The following is a 16,698-nucleotide window of genomic DNA, read 5'->3' as shown; positions in this document are numbered from 1 at the left end:
CTCACATGTATCCAATATGTGAGAAAGGAATCCCACAAAATGAAACTAGCAGTGATTGGTGGCGACGGCATTGGTCCTGAGGTAACCGCGGAGGCATTGAAGGTCCTGCGCGCGGTTCGCCAGGATATTGAGGTCACTGACTATGACCTCGGTGCTAGGCGCTACCTGCGCAACGGGGAGCTGCTTACCGACGCCGACCTGGCATCCCTGCGCGAGCACGACGCCATCCTGCTCGGTGCGATTGGCGCACCCGGTGAGGTTCCGCCTGGTGTCTTGGAGCGCGGCCTGCTGCTGAAGATGCGTTTCGCCCTCGACCATCACGTTAACCTGCGCCCCTCCAAGCTGTACCCAACGTCCACCTCGCCGCTGGCGAACCCGGGTGATATTGATTTCGTCGTCGTGCGCGAAGGCACCGAAGGTCTGTACTGCGGTAACGGCGGCACGCTGCGCGAGGGAACCGAACACGAGGTGGCCTCAGAGGTTTCGCAGAACACGCGCTTCGGCGTTGAACGCGTGGTGCGTGATGCCTTCCAGCGCGCAATGGGCCGCCGCAAGCACGTGACTTTGGTGCACAAGACCAATGTCCTTGTTAATGCCGGCGGACTCTGGCAGCGTACGGTGGACGAGGTGGCGCAGGAATTCCCTGAGGTTAGCGTGGACTACAACCACATCGATGCCGCAACCATCTACATGGTCACCGACCCTGCGCGCTATGACGTCATCGTTACTGACAACCTCTTTGGTGACATCCTGACTGACTTGGCGGGCGCGGTCACCGGAGGTATCGGCTTGGCCGCCTCCGGAAATATTGATGCCTCCGGGGCTAATCCCTCCATGTTTGAGCCGGTCCACGGTTCTGCACCGGACATTGCGGGCAAGGGGATTGCGGATCCCACCGCGGCGATCTTGTCCGCGGCGATGCTGCTGCGCCACCTCGGAGACGAGGACAACGCCGTGCGCATCGAAGAGGCCGTTGCGGCCGACGTCTCCTCTCGTGGGGATGCGCAGCCGAACACCGTCGAAATTGGTGATCGAATCGCCGCCGCGCTCAGTGCTTAGCGCTGTATGGTTGGCGCATGAGCGTCGAAATAGACGAGGTCACTAGCTTCCTCGCCCAGCATGAGCCTTTCTCCCGTCTGCCGGAGGAAGAGCTCACCGCCCTGTCCTCACAGCTGAGCATGATCTACCTGCGTCGCGGGGATATTCCCATAAAGATGGGGGAAGAGAATGCTCATCTCCACATCATCCGCACCGGTGCGATTGATGTGGTGGGAGAGGAAGGCGTGTTACTGGACCGCCGCGAATCTGGCCTTACCTTTGGCTACTCCACACTGCAGGGAGAGCCGGTCTCTGCCTATGAGATGGTCGCGGTGGAAGACAGTCTTGTCTTCACCCTCCCGCAGGAGGCCTTTAGCCAACTCGCGGAGCGCAACCCTGACATCGCGCGTTTCTTTTCAGCGCAGTCCCGCCAGATCCGAGCAGCAGCGCGGGAGCTCACCGAATCCGCACCAACAGACGTGCTCCGCACGCCGCTGAGGGAGCTCATTCGGACTGACGTGTTGACGACGCCAGCCGCAACTACCATCCGCGAAGCTGCTCTGCTGATGACAGAGCATGGCGTTTCTTCGTTACTCGTCGTGAAAGCGGGCCCGGAGTCAGACAAGCGTCTCACCGGAATCCTTACCGACCGCGATTTGCGAACCCGGGTGCTCGCCGCCCAGCGCGACCCTGCCGAGCCGGTAGGGGCGATCATGACGCCGCAGCCCCTCACAGTATCGGCAGATGCCCCGGCCATGGAAGCCCTGCTGCACATGGCCGAGCGCCGAATCCACCATTTGCCGGTGGTCAAAGAAGGCACCCTGCAGGGGATAGTGACACAGTCGGACGTTACCCGGCTGCTGCACAATGATCCGGTCTACCTCGCTGCGGATCTTTCACGGCGCTCCAGTGTTGCAGAGCTGAATGGTGCCTTCAATGAGGCCACGCGCCTAGCCGGGCGCTTCGTGGAACGCGGCTCCACACCGGCGGAAGCCTCGAGCCTGGTCACGCTTGCCGCCGATGCTATGGCACGACGCTTGTGCACGCTGGCGGAGGAGGAGCTCGGTCCTCCGCCTGTGGAGTATGCCTTCGTGGCCGTGGGCTCGCAGGGAAGGCGAGAGATGGCGCTGGCCTCGGACCAGGATAATGCGCTTGTCCTCGCGGATGATTTCGATGCCGCTGCGCATGGGGAGTATTTTGCGCGGCTTAGTTCCTTTGTGTGCCAGGGCTTAGCCGACGCCGGGCAGATCCTGTGTCCTGGGGACATGATGGCCATGACCAATCAGTGGCGGATGACGCGCTCCCAATGGATCGATACCTTCCGTCGGTGGATTCGAGACCCTCAACCGGAGGCGCTGCTCAACGCGCAAATCTTCTTCGACTTCCGGGTTCTCTATGGAAGCGAGGCGCTGGGCCGGGAAGTTCACACTGCGGCCGTGGAAATGGGACAAGGGGCAACGCGCTTGCACGCCCACCTAGCTAGCTTGGCCGCGCGCCGTGAGCCACCGCTGACCTTCTTCCGGGGGCTTGTGGTGGAGCGCGATGGCGACTACGAAAACACCCTCGATATCAAAAAGGGCGGAACAGCGGGCATTGTGCAGATGGCCCGTCTCTTCGCCCTGGCCTCCGGTTCCACCGTGGTGGACACGCGCCAACGGCTCAGGGAAGCAGCGGGTAGTACGGTGAGCCGACAGGGCGCACAGGAGCTTCTCGACGCCTTCGACTACCTGCGTTCCCTGTCCTTCCAGCATCAAGCCCGCCAGCTGCGGGAGGGCCAGCAGCCGGATTATCACATCGACCCCAAGGGCCTCGGCCGCATGGAGCGAGAGCACCTGCGCGATGCTTTCCGTGCCATCAAGTCGATGCAGAATGCGTTGGCCACGAAGTATCCGGTGAGGAATATCTAGATGTGGAGCCCCTGGAGACGGCGTGCGGATTGGGGCGCGCCAGGACGAGGCACCCCGCTCGATGAACTGGATTTGCTTGCCGTAGACATGGAGACCACGAGCCTAGACCCGCGAAAAGGAAAGATTGTCTCCATTGGCTGGGTGCCGGTTAACGGGGGAGTCATCGACTTATCTGGTGCCGGCTATACCGTGGTTCGCGGCGCGCAGGTGGCCGAGGATGCACATGTCCACCTGCTGACGCAGGAGGTCATTGATGCCGGCGAGGAGCTAAGTATCGCGGTGACGCAATTGCGCCAAGCTCTGCAGGGACGCGCACTACTCGCGCATTTCGCGGCCTTGGAGGTGGGGTTTATTGAAGCTGCCTCCCGTGAGGTCTTTGGGGAGCGCCCGCGACTGAGCGTGGTTGATACCTTTGCGCTCGAGCGGCGCCACATGGAGCGCATGGGAACCTACCCGCGCGGAGAAGATTTGCGCCTGCCCCGCGTGCGCGCGCGTTATGGTCTACCGCGTTATGGAAGCCACAATGCGCTCAGTGATGCCTTGGCCTGTGCTGAGTTATACCTTGCGCAGCGGGGACACACACGGGCGGTGACCTTAGGGGACGTCGCCCAGCGCTAGGCCTGTGCGAAGGTGCTCGCCGCGGAACTTGATGCCAGTAGAAGCATTGCAATCTTTGCAACCTTTACTCAAGACCCCTGATCGCGAGTTAAAAATCCTTGCGAGTAGTATGGCCGTTATGCGTTTAGGACGAATTGCTCACACCGAAGGTATCTGTTTCGCCATCATTGATGGCCCCGCCGACGCCCCGCTTGACCAGCTGGTGGCGAAGGAAATTTCCGGCACACCGTTTACCCCACCGGAGCCGACTGGCCGTGAGTGGCCGCTGAGTGAAGTACGCCTGCTGGCGCCGACCCTGCCCACCAAGGTCGTAGCTCTGGGCCGCAACTACGCCGACCACGTGGCGGAAGTCTTCAAGGAATCCGCGGAGCACCTGCCGCCGACGATCTTTATCAAGCCCTCCACCTCGGTCATCGGCCCCGGTGCACCCATCAAGATTCCGGAGTTCGCTACCAACGTTGAGTTCGAGGGCGAGCTCGCCGTGGTGATTTCCAAGGTGTCAAAGAATATTGATCCAGAGAAGTGGCGCGATCACGTCGTCGGCTACACGATCTGTAACGATGTTTCTTCGCGTGACCTGCAGTTCCAGGATGGCCAGTGGGCACGTGCGAAGGGCATCGATACCTTCTGCCCGCTGGGCCCGTGGATTGAGACGGACTTGGACTGCATCAATCTCGATAATCAGAAGATTAACGCCTACCTCACTCACGAGGGCAAGCGAGAGCAGAAGCAGGATTCCAATACGGATCAGATGATTGTGAAGATGGGTGACATCATCGCTGAGATCTCGCAGTCCTACACGCTGCTGCCGGGTGATGTCATCACGACGGGTTCCCCGGCTGGCACGGCGCCGATGGTGCCGGGCGATACCATCGAAGTTGAGATCCCCGGCGTGGGTAGCCTGAAGAACCCGATCGAGCGAGCCTAAAAGCTGCTTTAGAGGTTGAGCGCGCGCAAAATGGTGCGCAGCTTAGCCGTGGTTTCCTGAAGCTCGGCCGTCGGGTCGGAATCCACGACGATTCCTCCGCCAGCCCACGCGCGGGCGGAGAGGCCATCGCCGGCCACCTCGGCGCAGCGGATGGCTACCATGTATTCGCCGTCGCCGGAATCATCGCACCAGCCGACCGCGCCGGCGTAGAAGCCGCGGTCGGTTTCAGCGGTTTCGATCAGCGCTTGTGCGGCCTCAGTGGGGGTGCCACAAATAGCAGGGGTGGGGTAGACCAGCTCGGCCAACTCGAGGGCAGTAATGCTCGAATCCTTAAGGGTTCCCGCGATCGGCGTTCCCAGATGCCACATCTCATTGGTGGAGGTCAGCTGCGGAGACGTGGGGGCATCGAGAGTCTCGCACAGAGGCTGCAGAATCCGGCGGATATGGTCCACCACGAAGGCGTGTTCGCGCAGGTCCTTTGCCGAGTTGTGGAGGTCTTGGCCCGCTTTGATATCGCGTGCCTTATCAGCCTGGCGGGGTGCGGAGCCGGCTAGGGGGAAAGCTGTAACCGTTGATCCCTGCTTCTTGACCAGCACTTCTGGGGAGGATCCGACGAACATTGCGCCAGGGCGTCCAGCCGGAGTGAGGTCGGCGATAAAGCCATCGCGGTGGGAGGATAAATCAATGAGCCGCGCGGCGACGAGGAGCGGATCCACAGGGGCATTGAACTCGATGTCGACGGCGCGTGCAAGCACCACCTTATCCAGTTTGGAGGCCTCGATCGTGGCAATGGCCGCCTCGATGCGGCGCAGGTGCTCCTCCGGCTCTGGGTCGAACCCAGTCACCCGCGCGTTGAGCGTACCGCTGCGGTAATAGGCGTGTGGTTCGAGTGGCCCGTCCTCGCGGATGATGCTGCGCGGCACGGTCAGTGCCGCTGGGTCACCCTTGTGGAAGGGCAGCGCGCCGACAACCATGGGTGCCGTGCCGGCACGCAGAGCAGCTACGGCAGCGTCAACATCGCTGAAGGTGGCCACTGATCCTTGGGTACGCACAGACCCCGTCGCGCGGGACAGGAGGAAGTCAGGGGCGGTAGAGGGTCTGTTTTCACACATAAGGAATAACTCTAGTTGTTTGCTGCGCTAGTGCCGAAACCAGATCCCCCTCCTTACAGGCTGTGCGCATGGCGGTAGTGCTAGTCGCGCTTGCGCGGGCGGAAGAATTGCACGGCGATGAAAAGCCCAATTCCTAGCAGCAGGGCCAGCGAACCCATGCCCGCCAGAAAGCCCGCCCAGAAGCCCACCATCGGGGCTCCATAGCTCGTAGCCTGGATGTTTCCGCCGTCAGCATACTGTTCTGGCGCGTCAGATGCCGGGCGTTGTGCCGCTGCTTCTTTCCTGGCATTCCTTTCGCGGTTGGACGCGGCGCTGCGCGTCGAGTCCTTGGCGTCGGCGGACGACGTGCTGCGCGAGGACCCACGCTGTGCCGAATCTCTCGGTTCTTGTGCAGTGTGGGCTGTAGCGTTGGGGGCCGGGTTGCGGCCTTGCGCGGTCGCAGAGCTGGGAGCGCTTGGCTCTTTCGACCCTGTTTCTTTCTGTGGTTTCGTGTCCTTCCGCGCGCTGGCCCGTGTGGAGCGCTCTGAGTTCTTTTCCTCCTTCGCATTCTTCGCATCGGAGGGTTTCCCGCCGTTGAAGAAGGTATCGGCCTCTTTGAAGGTCTTGTCCATCGTCTTATCTAACTGCGCAATGGACTTGGAAGTGTCATTAATGTCCTTGGCCAGCTGCTGAGGGCGGTTTTTCGGGCTTCCCGATCCACCGCTGCCACCTTCGCCTGAGCCCCACTCCAGCTGGCAAAGCTCAGAGGCGTCCGCGCCACCTACCAAGAAAGGCACATCAATAGAGTGCTCGGAGCCATCGTTGAGGGTGAAGGTAAAAGTGGCAGCATAGGCGCCCGGCTCGCTAAAGATGATCCCGGTGTGACTGTGGAAATGATCAGGATAGTCCCACGTGATATCCGAGTTCTCGGAGTCAAAGAGCACGGTCGGGTCAGCACCCACGGAGTTCTGGAAGCCCACCATACGTCCGCCTTCCGGGCCGCTGTGTAGCGTTAAGGATAAAGTGGCATCGGCCGCAGTGGCCTCGTCGAGGTAGCTGGTGTTGAACCCCACCCAGGGGATATTCGGATCTTGGGTTTGGGGGATTTGCCAACCACTCGATGGAATATCGCTGCCCGCTGATTCATCGAAAGCGGCGTTGCTGCCTACTTCTACGTAGAACTCCCCAGAGGCATAGTCCTCACCGGATTCATCATCGCGGGCTATAAAAGACAGGTCCCCGGAGTCACCAACCAAAGCGAGGTCTTGGTGTCCGCGGCTGAAGGCGTGGAGGGAGTCAGCATCACAGGAAGTGTCGCTCGCCTGCTCGGCCGCGAGGGCGGGCGGTGCAGCGTGAATGAGCATCGGGGAGCTGAGCGCTAGAGCAGCGGTTGCGGTCAAGGCGAGGGGACGGTAGATCATGCGAGTCATTGGGAGAATGTTCATGCGGACAAGGTCTCCTTTGGGGTGTGTGATGTCGAGGTGGATGCGGAAGCGCGGCGGGAGTGCATGAGAGGGGAGAGCACCCAGGCCACGAGGAAACAGGCGGTAAGGAGTAGAACGATGGTGGCACCCGCGGGAAGGTCAATGGCCCATGCCAGGTAGATTCCGAAGAAGCTACCCAAGGAGCCGATCGCCGCGGCTGCGAACATCATCGAGCCCAGCGAGTCACAGAGCAGGCGGGCGGTCGCGGCCGGGGTGATAAGCAGCGCGAGGACGAGGACGTTGCCGATGGTGCCTACGGATATAACCACTGCGCCCGTAACACAGAGGTAGAGCACGATGTCCAGAGCAAAGACAGGAAGACCCATTGCGCGGGCGGTTTCCTTGTCCAAGCAGGTGGCGGTGAGCTGGGGGCCAAGGAGAAGAACCGTGGCCACGATGAGCACCGTGACGGTGAACGCGGTGTAGAGGTCCGCGCGGGAGACACCCGTGAGCGAGCCAAAGAGAAAGCTGGTGAGCGAGGCTGTATAGCCGTCTACTCGGGAGATGATCACCATGCCGAGGGCGAAGGCGGCGGCAAAGAAGATTCCGATGACGGAATCCTCGCGCACCGTGCGCCGCTGGGAGAAGCATGCGATGAGCACCGCGACGGTGCAGCCCGCCACGGCGCCGCCCAGCAAGACTGAGCCTTGGAGCACGAAGGCAATGGCCAGCCCCGGGAAGACCGCGTGGGAAACAGCATCACCGATGAAAGACATGCCGCGCAGCACGACATAGCATCCCACCACGCCGCACACGATGGCAGCGAGGATAGAAATTCCCACCGCACGCGCCAGGAAGTCCAAGTGTGGGTTGGTGAGATCCTGGAAGAACTCGATGAGTGAAATGTCGATCATGCTGCCACCCCAATCGCAGAAAGCAATGGAGAAGAAGCTGAGACCCCGAACGTGTCGCTCCAGGGCTGCGAGGTCATGCGCAGTGTTTCCGCTGGACCATCCGCGATGATTCCCCGGTTAAACAGCACGAGCCGCGAGCAGGAATGCGCGGCCTCCGAGAGGTTGTGCGTGGACATGACAACGCTGGTGCCATCGGCGGTGAGTTTGTCAAAGAGAAGTAGGAGCTCTTCAGTGTTGGGAGCGTCGAGGCCGGTAAATGGTTCGTCGAGAAGCAGCACCTCAGGCTCGCAGGCTAAGGCCCGGGCGATGAGTACACGCTGACGTTGGCCACCGGACAACTGCGCGATGGGGCGTCGTGCGAATTCCTCCAAGTTGGTGAGCTCGATGGCCCGGCGGGCGGCCTGTTTATCAGCACGTCCCGGACGACGGAACCAACCCACAAGTCCGGTGCGTCCGCTCAGCACAGCGTTGGACACGCTGATGGGGAAGTCCCATTCCACGTCGTGGCGCTGCGGGACATACCCCAGGGAAGTGGTGACATCGATGCTCCCGGTGAAGGGGATAAGCCCCAAGATCGCACGCATCAGCGTGGTTTTGCCCGCCCCGTTCGGTCCTAGCAGCCCGATGAACTCGCCGGGGCGAACAGTCAGGTTAGCAGCGTCGATGACGCGACGGCCGGAGAGGGAAACGGAGAGGTCTGTGACTGAAATGAAAGGACTAGTCACGCTGGCCACCTTTCGCACGCACGACGGCGATGATGGCACCGATAAGGACTAGGACGCCCACGCCGGCCAGCGCCCAGATCCATACCGGCACGGATGCCGAGGTAGAGCTTGGATCGGTAGAGGATTCAGCGTTCGGATCCCATTCTGTTGCCTGAGCTTGTGCGACATCCGTTTCATCACCTACAGCAAAGGTCAACGTAGCCTCGGCGGCTACCTCGCTGCCGGCGCTTTCACCCGCGCCTTCGCCGCTCATGCGGACCCACACCTGGTGGATGCCGGGCTCAGTGAACACCCAATTGGCGTGGGTATGCGTGCCCAAGTCGACCCAGAAGCCTTCTGAGTTCCCGGTGGCGGTGGACCATAGCAACTGTGGTTCCTCGAAGCCGCCGTTCTGCAAGAAGAGGGAGAATTCACCTGGTCCTTGGTGCCCGAGGAACTCCATAGTGACTCCTCTCTCAACGTTCGCTTCTAGAGAGGGGGCCTGGGTATTCCAACCCAGCCACGGCACATCAGCCTGCTCCGTTTGTGGAACGACCCAAACCTGCGAACCGGGCTCGGCGCCGACGAAGGAGAAAGCCTTGTCCTCAGGCAGGGTTAGCAGGGCGTTGTCGCCCACCTGGAAGACCATATCGTCGGGTTGACGCCACACGGGTGTTTCGGCCGAATCGTCACGGGCGAGGAACTCTGCGTGGCCTTCATTAAGCAGCAGGCCTAGGTCGACGTGGCCGTGATCGATGGCGGCAGCAGTTCCTGGTGCCGCCACCTCTTCGTCGGAGCTGACAACTTGAGCCAGATCCCCGGCCCAGGCGGCGGAGGGCGCGAAGGCCAGCGCTGCGGCGCTCAGTGCTGCCGCAAGCGGCATAGTGAAAGTTCGGATGGTGCGATTAGACATGAGATTCCTTTGTTGTGCTGCCAAGGCAGCGGTTGAGTGAGTGTGCATTGAAACGCATTAGATCGAGATACGTCGGTACGGCGTCATCGAGGGTGTCACCGTAAATGGGGCACACCGCCACCCCGAGGGAATCGGCGGCCTCCCTAATGACGTCTGCACTGGCTTGTTGGGTCGGTTCCACGAACACCGCGGGAAGCTGGAGGTTTTCCAAGGTGCGGCGCAGCGCGATGACATCGCGCGGCGAGGGCTCGATGGCCGGGTTGGGGCTAACGAAACCCGCGATATCAATGCCGTAGCCTTGCTCCAGGTAGGCGTATCCGTGGTGGGGTGTGACGAGGTGGCGGTTGTGCTCAGGAATGGCAGAGATGAGCTGACGAACCTCTGCATCGACGGCTCGCAGTTGTGCGATGTAGGCCTGTGCGCGAGCACGGTAGTCCGTGCCGTGCGAGGGATCCGTTTGCGCAAGTTGCTCAGCGATAACCTCGGTAAAGCTGATGACATTGGCGGCGTTATGCCACAGATGTGGGTCTACTTCGCCGTGAATGTGCTTGCCCAAGACAGCTTGGGGCAGGAGATAGGTCTCATCCCCGGGCCGGCCCAAGAAACGGTAGGAGGGATCCGGCGGTATCTGTTGGAGAGCGGAATTCGGGATGCTGAGCACCGTGGTGTTCGGATCAAAACGCTCGCCTTGATCCTCCAAGTCGAGTTTTCCTGTAGCCATGTCCGCGGTGATATCCACGTGACCTGCATCGAGCGCGCGCATTCCCGCAGGTGCGCTAACGCCCACCGCCACCGTGAACTCCTGCGGGGTGCTGTTGGTAGCACCAAAGCTCAGCCGGTAAATTCCGGGCGTGTTGAAAGCCCACGAGACGTGCGTGTGAGCATTAGCCGGCAGCGTCGTGGAATCGTTGTGCTGGTCAATCCCGTCGGCGCTGTTAAAGAGCGGCTCAGGTGTACCGAATGTAGAGACTACGTAGGCCGCGACATCGCCGGGTCCTTCCACATCGAGCAGACGCATGTCGACGCTCGTGGTACCTGGGGCTGCGTTGCGCACACGCAATCCTAGCCATACCGCATCGAGGGCAACGTTTTCTACCAAGGGGACGAGCTTCGCGCCGTGGGTGGATGCTTGGTCCGCCACTTCAGTGACGGGCACATCCGATGACTCCCGCAAGGACTTCAGCAGGCTTTGCGGCTCGAGGAGAAAACCATTGGACAGCAATACGTCGGCGTTAGCGATATCGCGCACCGAGCGCAGGCTCGGCTCAAAGGTATGTGGATCCTTTCCCGCAGGAATCAGCGTGGTCACTGTGGCATCCTCACCTGCTACGTGCTTGGCGACGTCCCCCAGTATCGGCGTCGTCGCCACCACCTTCACCTTCCCATCGTCTCCGCTGGCGGAGCTCGCGCAGCCACTCACCATGGACGCGCCGAGAAAGATGGCGGAAAGAAGCGCGGTGTACTGCGTCCGAGTGCGAACCTTCAGTGGCATTAGTCGCGGCCCTTCATGAGCGCGAGGCGCGCCAGCGCCAGGCCCAGCACAAGCATGCCCAGGCCGAGGATTCCGATGCCCCACGGCAGCAGGTTTTGCCCGCTGTCGTAGTAGCCGGCCGCAGCGACGGTGTCCACATTCTCCCCGTCCGCGGCTTCGGCGGATCGGCGAGAAGGCTTGCGCTCTTTCCTTTCTCCGCGCTCTTTACGCTCCTTGCTGCTTGCCTGTTGCTTCGCGTTCCTGGTTCCGCCTGCGGATGCCGCACGGCGGGTACCGCCTCCAGCGTTTCCACCTCCCGGGCGTGTTCCGGAGGAAGAGGATGCCGGTTGCTCAGGGGAGGCGTCGCTCAGCTCTGCCTCGTGGTTGTCTTCGGTACCGTCATCCCCATGATCGGTGCTGGTTTCCCCGTCCCCGGACTCCTGGGGTGCTGAGTCACCATCACCGACATCCCAGGTATAGGTGACCTGATTACTCGTATCGCCGTTGGATTCCGCTTGGACAGTCATGGTGTAGATACCAGGTTCACTAAAAGCCCAGTTAACGTGGCGATGCGCCGGGTAAGCCTGGTTGATGACGTCACCAGAAACGAGATCGAGCTCACCGGCATCGGTGACCGGTTGGATATCGCCGAAGCCAGCCGTTTCGAAGATAAAGACGTCACCAGGCCCAGTGACCTCGACGAATTCGAAGTTAACGTCTTTGTAGCCAGCAGATTGTGCCGCTTGGGTATCCCAACCCGGCCAGAGCAGCGAGCTGTCTTGGGTTTGGGGGAGGTAATACGTGGGTATACCAATGCCGTCGATGCGCTCGGTCGCCTCGCTCCATGCTTCTTCTGCGACTTTGAGGATGACATCGTTGCCGGGCCGGAGAACACCACTGCCGGTGACATCCTCCTTCATCGATAAGGTCAGTTGACCGCCCGGCGCGGAGACATAAAAGGCATCGACATGTCCGGAATCGATGAGCTCGCTGTCGGCGCGGGCTGGCGCAGGATAGCCAAGGACGGCCACAAGCATCGCCACGGCAACGGTGAACGTGAACACGGCGGCGCTGGTTTTCTGCAGTGCACTGCTCTGGCGCAAGTTCAAGCGCTGAGCAGCGGGTGGTGTGGAGTGCAATCCAGTGTGTCCTTTCTAGCGGGGAAGAAGGCCATTGAACCGCGCCGCAATCTGGTCACGGTGATCGTTGTAGAAGTTGAGGAAGCCTTGGAAGATGATGGCCAAGACAACTGGGAGTACCAGGCCCCACAGACCCTCGAGCTTGGGCATAGAGGATGTCTTGTCTTTCTGGCCACCAGGCTGGTTAGCGTCTGGCTTCTTATCGCCTGGTTTATCTCCGGGCTTCTCGTCACCTGGATTCGGGGTGTCTTCGCCTTCGTTTCCGTCCTTCGAGTTCGCACAGTCTTTGATTGCGGCATCGCCCGCTGCGACGGTGAGCGTTTGGGGAGCAGAGGAGATGTCCTTGCCCTCTGTGGTGGTGGCCGAATAGGTGACCTCAAGCTTGTACGTGCCTGGCTTGGTAAACGCCCAATTGGTGTGGGTGTGCGAAGCAAAAGTGGTCTCGATGGAGTAGTCACCCTCGGCGGAATTGATCAGCGGGGTGAAAACCTTGCCCAAGCCTTCGGCAGTGAAAAGGCCTACCTGCGCACCCTCTGGCATCTCCACGGGCTTGATGTTGAGCGTGACTTTGCCGTCTTTATAGTCCTTGTAGTTGAGGGCCTGGGTGTTATAGCCCGGCCAGATGATGCTCTGCTCCTGGGTCTGTGGGAGGAGGAAGAATTTTTCCTTGCCTAGGTAATCGAAGTCCTTGCCCTTAAGCGCGGCGGGGCGGGAGCGCAGGGCGTTGTCGTGCACCGCGAGGACCACGTCATCGAGCGGACGCTCGACGGCCTTCTTGTCCACGAGGGCCGTTTCATCCTTCAAGCGGGTGAGGAACTCATCACCCTCACGGGTGACCGCAATGTCGACGTGGCCGCGGTCAAGCACCACCTTGTCAGCACAGGTACCAGTGTGTTCTTCCGCGTCCGGTTTCGGGCTGTTATCCGGGGCTGGCGCAGGAGCCTGAGCCCCAGCGCCGAGTTTGCCCGCTCCCTCGTACTTTTGCCCGAAGGCGAAATTGTCGGTCAGCGTGATGCTGCCGGACTCTTGCGTGATGCTCGGGTGCGGAAGAATATCGAGGCGCACGGTATTGCCGTTGAAGTTTGCATCGGCGGCGACGACAAATTCCGCGCGGCCGCGGGTGATCGTGCCGTCGAAATCGATGTCGGGAAGCGAACTTCCCTTGCTAAAGAAGCCGCCGTGCACGTAGCCTTCCAGGTTCTTATCGGCTGCCTCCAGGATGATGCGGGTGGCGTCTTCGCCCTCCGGAACAGCGCGTGCGGACAGCCCCGTGTCAGATAGCGAAACCTCTTCTCCGGAGAAGAGCTGGCGGGGGTTAGTGGTTTCGGTCCAGGAGTCCGCAGACGTCTTCGAGGTGGTGGAAAGCTCTGCGTTTGCAGAGTAGGCGAGCTCCTCGCTCACCCAGCGCGGGCTGCCGTCCTCCGGGGTGTACACAGCTTGGATTGTTGAAGCCTCGGGTCCTAAGAATTCATCGAAGTGTGCCTTGCCATCTTTCACGGCTAGATCGGTGAGGAAGTAGCCGTCGATCAGCAGTGTCAGAGTGCCGTCGCTGCCGCCAGCGAAATCGATGGAGGAAAGGCGCTCATCCCCATCCTTGTCCCCGGATTTCTTGGGCGTGATGCTCAGGCGGTAGTCCTTCTGGCTGGCATCGCCGGAGGAGGCCTGGTCAAAGCGCTCTTTGAGGGAAGGCGTTTTTTCATCAACGGGCCGCTGTCCGCCGACTTGGATCGACGTGGTCGTGGGCTGGGAGGTAATCAATGAACCATCCTTGCCCCGCGCGCTCGTTTGATAGGTGAGCTCATAGCGTCCAGGTTTAGAAAATACGGTGTAGTTGTGGGTATGCGTGCCGCTGGTCAGCCATGCGGAATGTGGAGCGCCCTCGGTGGTTCCAAAGAAACGCTGCAGTCCGCCGGGTCCGGGGTAGTAGCCAAACATCTCGACATCGCCGGGTCCGTCAACGCTTAAGAGGTCCAGGGAAGCAATGTTGTCGCGGAAGTCGTCAACAGGCAGCTCTGTGTCGGCGCCGAAGCCCATCCACACCGGGTCCAGGCTGCCTTGGACACTGGCAGGCGCCATGTAATACGTTTCACCCGGCTTTCCCACAAAAGCGAGCGCAGGGTCCTGAGGCACGGTGAACTGGTATTGGTTGGTGCCGTTCTGGTTCCAGCCTTTGCCTACCCAGGTGACGGTATCGGCTAGGTCGTGGTTGGACTGTGCAGAATGGCTCTTGAGGTTGAGAGCATTGCCCTCCCAGAAAGCCTTGGGAGAATCAATATGTGTCTGAGTGGCTACGTGTTTGCCGTCGTCGGGACCAGCGACGGCGGTAGCGGGGGAGAAGAGAAGCGTGGCGCAGGTTAAAAGCGCCACATAGCGAGTTCGAGCCACAGTCTGGGACCTTTCTTCAGTTCTTTGGCGAGAATTTCACTATAGGTAATGGAATTCAGTCCCGTTAAGCTTGCGCAGAAAGCCCAGTTCACGCTTAGTGGAAACGGGGTTCAATTACCCCCAAGTGGGGCGGCCAGTGCAGTGGGGAGGCGCTGAACTACGATGGGGGACATGACTAAACCGACATCCGACGTCCGCGTCCGTTTCTGCCCTTCGCCTACCGGCACGCCCCACGTGGGCATGGTCCGCACGGCTCTGTTCAACTGGGCCTATGCCCGTCACACTGGCGGTACGCTCATCTTCCGCATCGAGGACACCGATGCTGCCCGTGACTCTGAGGAGTCCTACCAGGCCATCATCGACTCCCTGAACTGGCTCGGGTTGGGCTGGGATGAAGGTGTTAACGTCGGTGGCCCGGATGAGCCTTACCGTCAGTCGCAGCGCATGGACATCTACGCAGATGTCCTGCAGAAGCTCAAGGATGGCGGCTATGTCTATCCGGCCTACTCCACCAACGAAGAGGTTCAGGAGCGCCATAAGGCGGCCGGCCGCGACCCGCAGCTGGGCTACGACAATTTCGACCGCGACCTCACTCAAGAGCAGATCGACGCCTTCGAGGCAGAAGGCCGCAAGCCGGTTTGGCGCCTGCGCATGCCGGACAAGGATTGGTCCTGGAATGACCTGGTGCGCGGCGAGATGACTTTCAAGTCGGAGACCCAGCCGGACTATGTCGTGGCGCGCTCGAACGGTGCGCCGCTCTACACGCTGGTTAACCCGGTCGACGATGCCCTCATGGGAGTTACTCACGTCCTGCGCGGAGAGGACCTCCTGTCTTCCACGCCGCGCCAGCTCGCTCTCTATGAGGCGCTCGTGGAGCTTGGTATTGCCAAGCAGACTCCCGAGTTTGGGCACCTGCCCTTCGTGATGGGTGAAGGCAATAAGAAACTGTCCAAGCGTGACCCACAGTCCAACCTGTTCAACCACCGCGACAACGGCATTATCCCGGAGGGCATGCTCAACTACCTGTCGCTTTTGGGTTGGTCCCTGTCTGCCGACCAGGACATCTTCTCCGTTGACGAGCTCATCGCCAACTTCGACGTTCACGACGTGTTGGGTAACCCAGCTCGCTTCGACCAGAAGAAGCTCGAGGCCATTAATGCCGACCACATCCGTCTGCTGGAGCCAGCAGACTTTGCGCAGCGCCTGCGCGACTACCTGACTGAGTACACCGACTTCCCGGCCGACTATCCGGAAGAGAAGTTCGCTTTCGCTGCGGATCTGGTGCAGACCCGCATCAAGACGCTGTCTGACGCCTATGGGCTCATGTCCTTCCTCACCACGCCGGATGCCGATCTGGAACTGGATGAGAAGGCAGCACGCAAGAACCTCAAGGAAGAAGCAGTGCAGCCGCTGGAGGTTTCCATCGCCAAGCTGGAGGAGCTCGGGGAGTGGAAGACGGAGGAGATTGAGAAGGTTCTCTCCGCCGCGCTTATCGACGACCTCGGCCTCAAGCCACGCAAGGCCTACGGCGCCCTGCGTGTAGCAATCTCTGGCCAGCAGGTCTCCCCGCCGCTGTTTGAGTCCATGGAGTTGCTGGGCAAGGAGTCTACTCTGGCTCGCCTTAAGGCTGCGCGTGCTCTCACGCCGTGGAGCGCTGAGTAGATCCATTTAGTAGTCTCACATGGCTGTCATTTCGGGGCGTTAGGTTTCATTCCTAACGCCCCGAAAATGCTTTCTGAACTGGCGATTTGTGTGTATCGTTAGTGCTGGATATAGTAATAAACCGTTGCAGCGAGCAGCGAGGGATTAAAGCCCCGAGCTAGTTCACAGCAATAATGGCCTATGGTGTAATTGGCAACACAACGGTTTCTGGTACCGTCATTCTAGGTTCGAGTCCTGGTAGGCCAGCAGTGATAGCGATGTAACGTGGCACTGCACGTTACAGTACGTCGTCACAGTTCTAAGCCCCGTTCGTCTAGCGGCCTAGGACGCCGGCCTCTCACGCCGGTAACACGGGTTCAAATCCCGTACGGGGTACCATTGTGTTCTTGCACATACGAGTTAGTGATTTAACAGAGGTAGCCAGGTCTTCGGACCTGGCTTCTTTTTTCTTGGGTTAAATCCAGGCTTAAGGGCTTAAGGGACATTTCGTGTGGATTTGCGGCG

13 protein-coding genes and 2 tRNA genes are annotated in these 16,698 nt (G+C 60.5%); 7 read left to right on the top strand and 8 right to left on the bottom strand.

The genetic code is table 11. The annotated features are described in order from the left end of the window. Window positions 1–39: 39 nt before the first annotated feature. From HMPREF3147_RS11135 to HMPREF3147_RS11120, 4 genes are all read left to right on the top strand, one after another. Window positions 40–1,059 (top strand): 3-isopropylmalate dehydrogenase, encoded by a 1,020-nt coding sequence (locus HMPREF3147_RS11135; RefSeq protein ID WP_070447624.1) that lies wholly within the window; start codon window positions 40–42, stop codon window positions 1,057–1,059. Between the two features lie 17 nt (window positions 1,060–1,076). Next, the gene (locus tag HMPREF3147_RS11130) at window positions 1,077–2,945 is read left to right on the top strand and encodes a DUF294 nucleotidyltransferase-like domain-containing protein (RefSeq protein WP_070447620.1); all 1,869 of its coding nucleotides are present in this window, start codon (window positions 1,077–1,079) and stop codon (window positions 2,943–2,945) included. Then, window positions 2,946–3,563: an exonuclease domain-containing protein gene (locus HMPREF3147_RS11125; RefSeq protein ID WP_070447617.1), complete on the top strand. Its 618-nt coding sequence runs from the start codon at window positions 2,946–2,948 to the stop codon at window positions 3,561–3,563. 118 nt (window positions 3,564–3,681) lie between these two features. Continuing rightward, window positions 3,682–4,491 carry a fumarylacetoacetate hydrolase family protein gene (locus HMPREF3147_RS11120; RefSeq protein ID WP_210384600.1) on the top strand — a complete coding sequence of 270 codons (810 nt, stop codon included), beginning with the start codon at window positions 3,682–3,684 and terminating at the stop codon, window positions 4,489–4,491. An 8-nt stretch (window positions 4,492–4,499) separates the two neighbouring features. Here HMPREF3147_RS11120 and HMPREF3147_RS11115 read toward each other — a convergent pair whose 3' ends face one another. The 8 genes from HMPREF3147_RS11115 to HMPREF3147_RS11080 form a co-directional block, all read right to left on the bottom strand. Continuing rightward, on the bottom strand, window positions 4,500–5,603 hold the full coding sequence (locus tag HMPREF3147_RS11115) for an isochorismate synthase (RefSeq protein ID WP_070447609.1): 1,104 nt from the start codon (window positions 5,601–5,603) through the stop codon (window positions 4,500–4,502). Window positions 5,604–5,683: 80 nt separating this feature from the next. Further along, window positions 5,684–7,027, bottom strand: coding sequence for a choice-of-anchor M domain-containing protein (locus HMPREF3147_RS11110; RefSeq protein ID WP_070447607.1), 1,344 nt, complete (start codon window positions 7,025–7,027; stop codon window positions 5,684–5,686). Next, window positions 7,024–7,920 carry an anchored repeat-type ABC transporter permease subunit gene (locus HMPREF3147_RS11105; protein ID WP_070447604.1) on the bottom strand — a complete coding sequence of 299 codons (897 nt, stop codon included), beginning with the start codon at window positions 7,918–7,920 and terminating at the stop codon, window positions 7,024–7,026. Before HMPREF3147_RS11105 ends, HMPREF3147_RS11110 begins: the two co-directional genes overlap by 4 nt. Then, entirely contained in the window at window positions 7,917–8,645 is a 729-nt protein-coding gene (locus HMPREF3147_RS11100) for an anchored repeat-type ABC transporter ATP-binding subunit (RefSeq protein WP_070447601.1), read from the bottom strand. Before HMPREF3147_RS11100 ends, HMPREF3147_RS11105 begins: the two co-directional genes overlap by 4 nt. Further along, window positions 8,638–9,537 carry a choice-of-anchor M domain-containing protein gene (locus HMPREF3147_RS11095; protein WP_070447597.1) on the bottom strand — a complete coding sequence of 300 codons (900 nt, stop codon included), beginning with the start codon at window positions 9,535–9,537 and terminating at the stop codon, window positions 8,638–8,640. Before HMPREF3147_RS11095 ends, HMPREF3147_RS11100 begins: the two co-directional genes overlap by 8 nt. Then, window positions 9,530–11,029 carry an anchored repeat ABC transporter, substrate-binding protein gene (locus HMPREF3147_RS11090; RefSeq protein ID WP_070447594.1) on the bottom strand — a complete coding sequence of 500 codons (1,500 nt, stop codon included), beginning with the start codon at window positions 11,027–11,029 and terminating at the stop codon, window positions 9,530–9,532. Before HMPREF3147_RS11090 ends, HMPREF3147_RS11095 begins: the two co-directional genes overlap by 8 nt. Continuing rightward, a complete protein-coding gene (locus tag HMPREF3147_RS11085; protein ID WP_070447589.1) occupies window positions 11,029–12,147 on the bottom strand; it encodes a choice-of-anchor M domain-containing protein in 1,119 nt (372 codons plus the stop codon). Before HMPREF3147_RS11085 ends, HMPREF3147_RS11090 begins: the two co-directional genes overlap by 1 nt. A 15-nt stretch (window positions 12,148–12,162) precedes the next feature. Beyond that, window positions 12,163–14,532: a choice-of-anchor M domain-containing protein gene (locus HMPREF3147_RS11080; RefSeq protein ID WP_070447586.1), complete on the bottom strand. Its 2,370-nt coding sequence runs from the start codon at window positions 14,530–14,532 to the stop codon at window positions 12,163–12,165. Between the two features lie 162 nt (window positions 14,533–14,694). Between HMPREF3147_RS11080 and gltX the strand changes: the two genes are divergently transcribed. From gltX to HMPREF3147_RS11065, 3 genes are all read left to right on the top strand, one after another. After that, window positions 14,695–16,194, top strand: coding sequence for a glutamate--tRNA ligase (gene gltX, locus HMPREF3147_RS11075; RefSeq protein ID WP_083276500.1), 1,500 nt, complete (start codon window positions 14,695–14,697; stop codon window positions 16,192–16,194). Window positions 16,195–16,368: 174 nt separating this feature from the next. Then, a tRNA-Gln gene (locus tag HMPREF3147_RS11070) sits at window positions 16,369–16,440 on the top strand. Window positions 16,441–16,496: 56 nt separating this feature from the next. Continuing rightward, window positions 16,497–16,572 (top strand) — tRNA-Glu (locus HMPREF3147_RS11065). Window positions 16,573–16,698: the final 126 nt, after the last annotated feature.

The sequence above is a fragment of the Corynebacterium sp. HMSC05D03 genome (assembly GCF_001807205.1).
Classification (GTDB): Bacteria; Actinomycetota; Actinomycetes; order Mycobacteriales; family Mycobacteriaceae; genus Corynebacterium; species Corynebacterium aurimucosum.
This window is presented reverse-complemented; position numbering and strand designations above follow the sequence as displayed.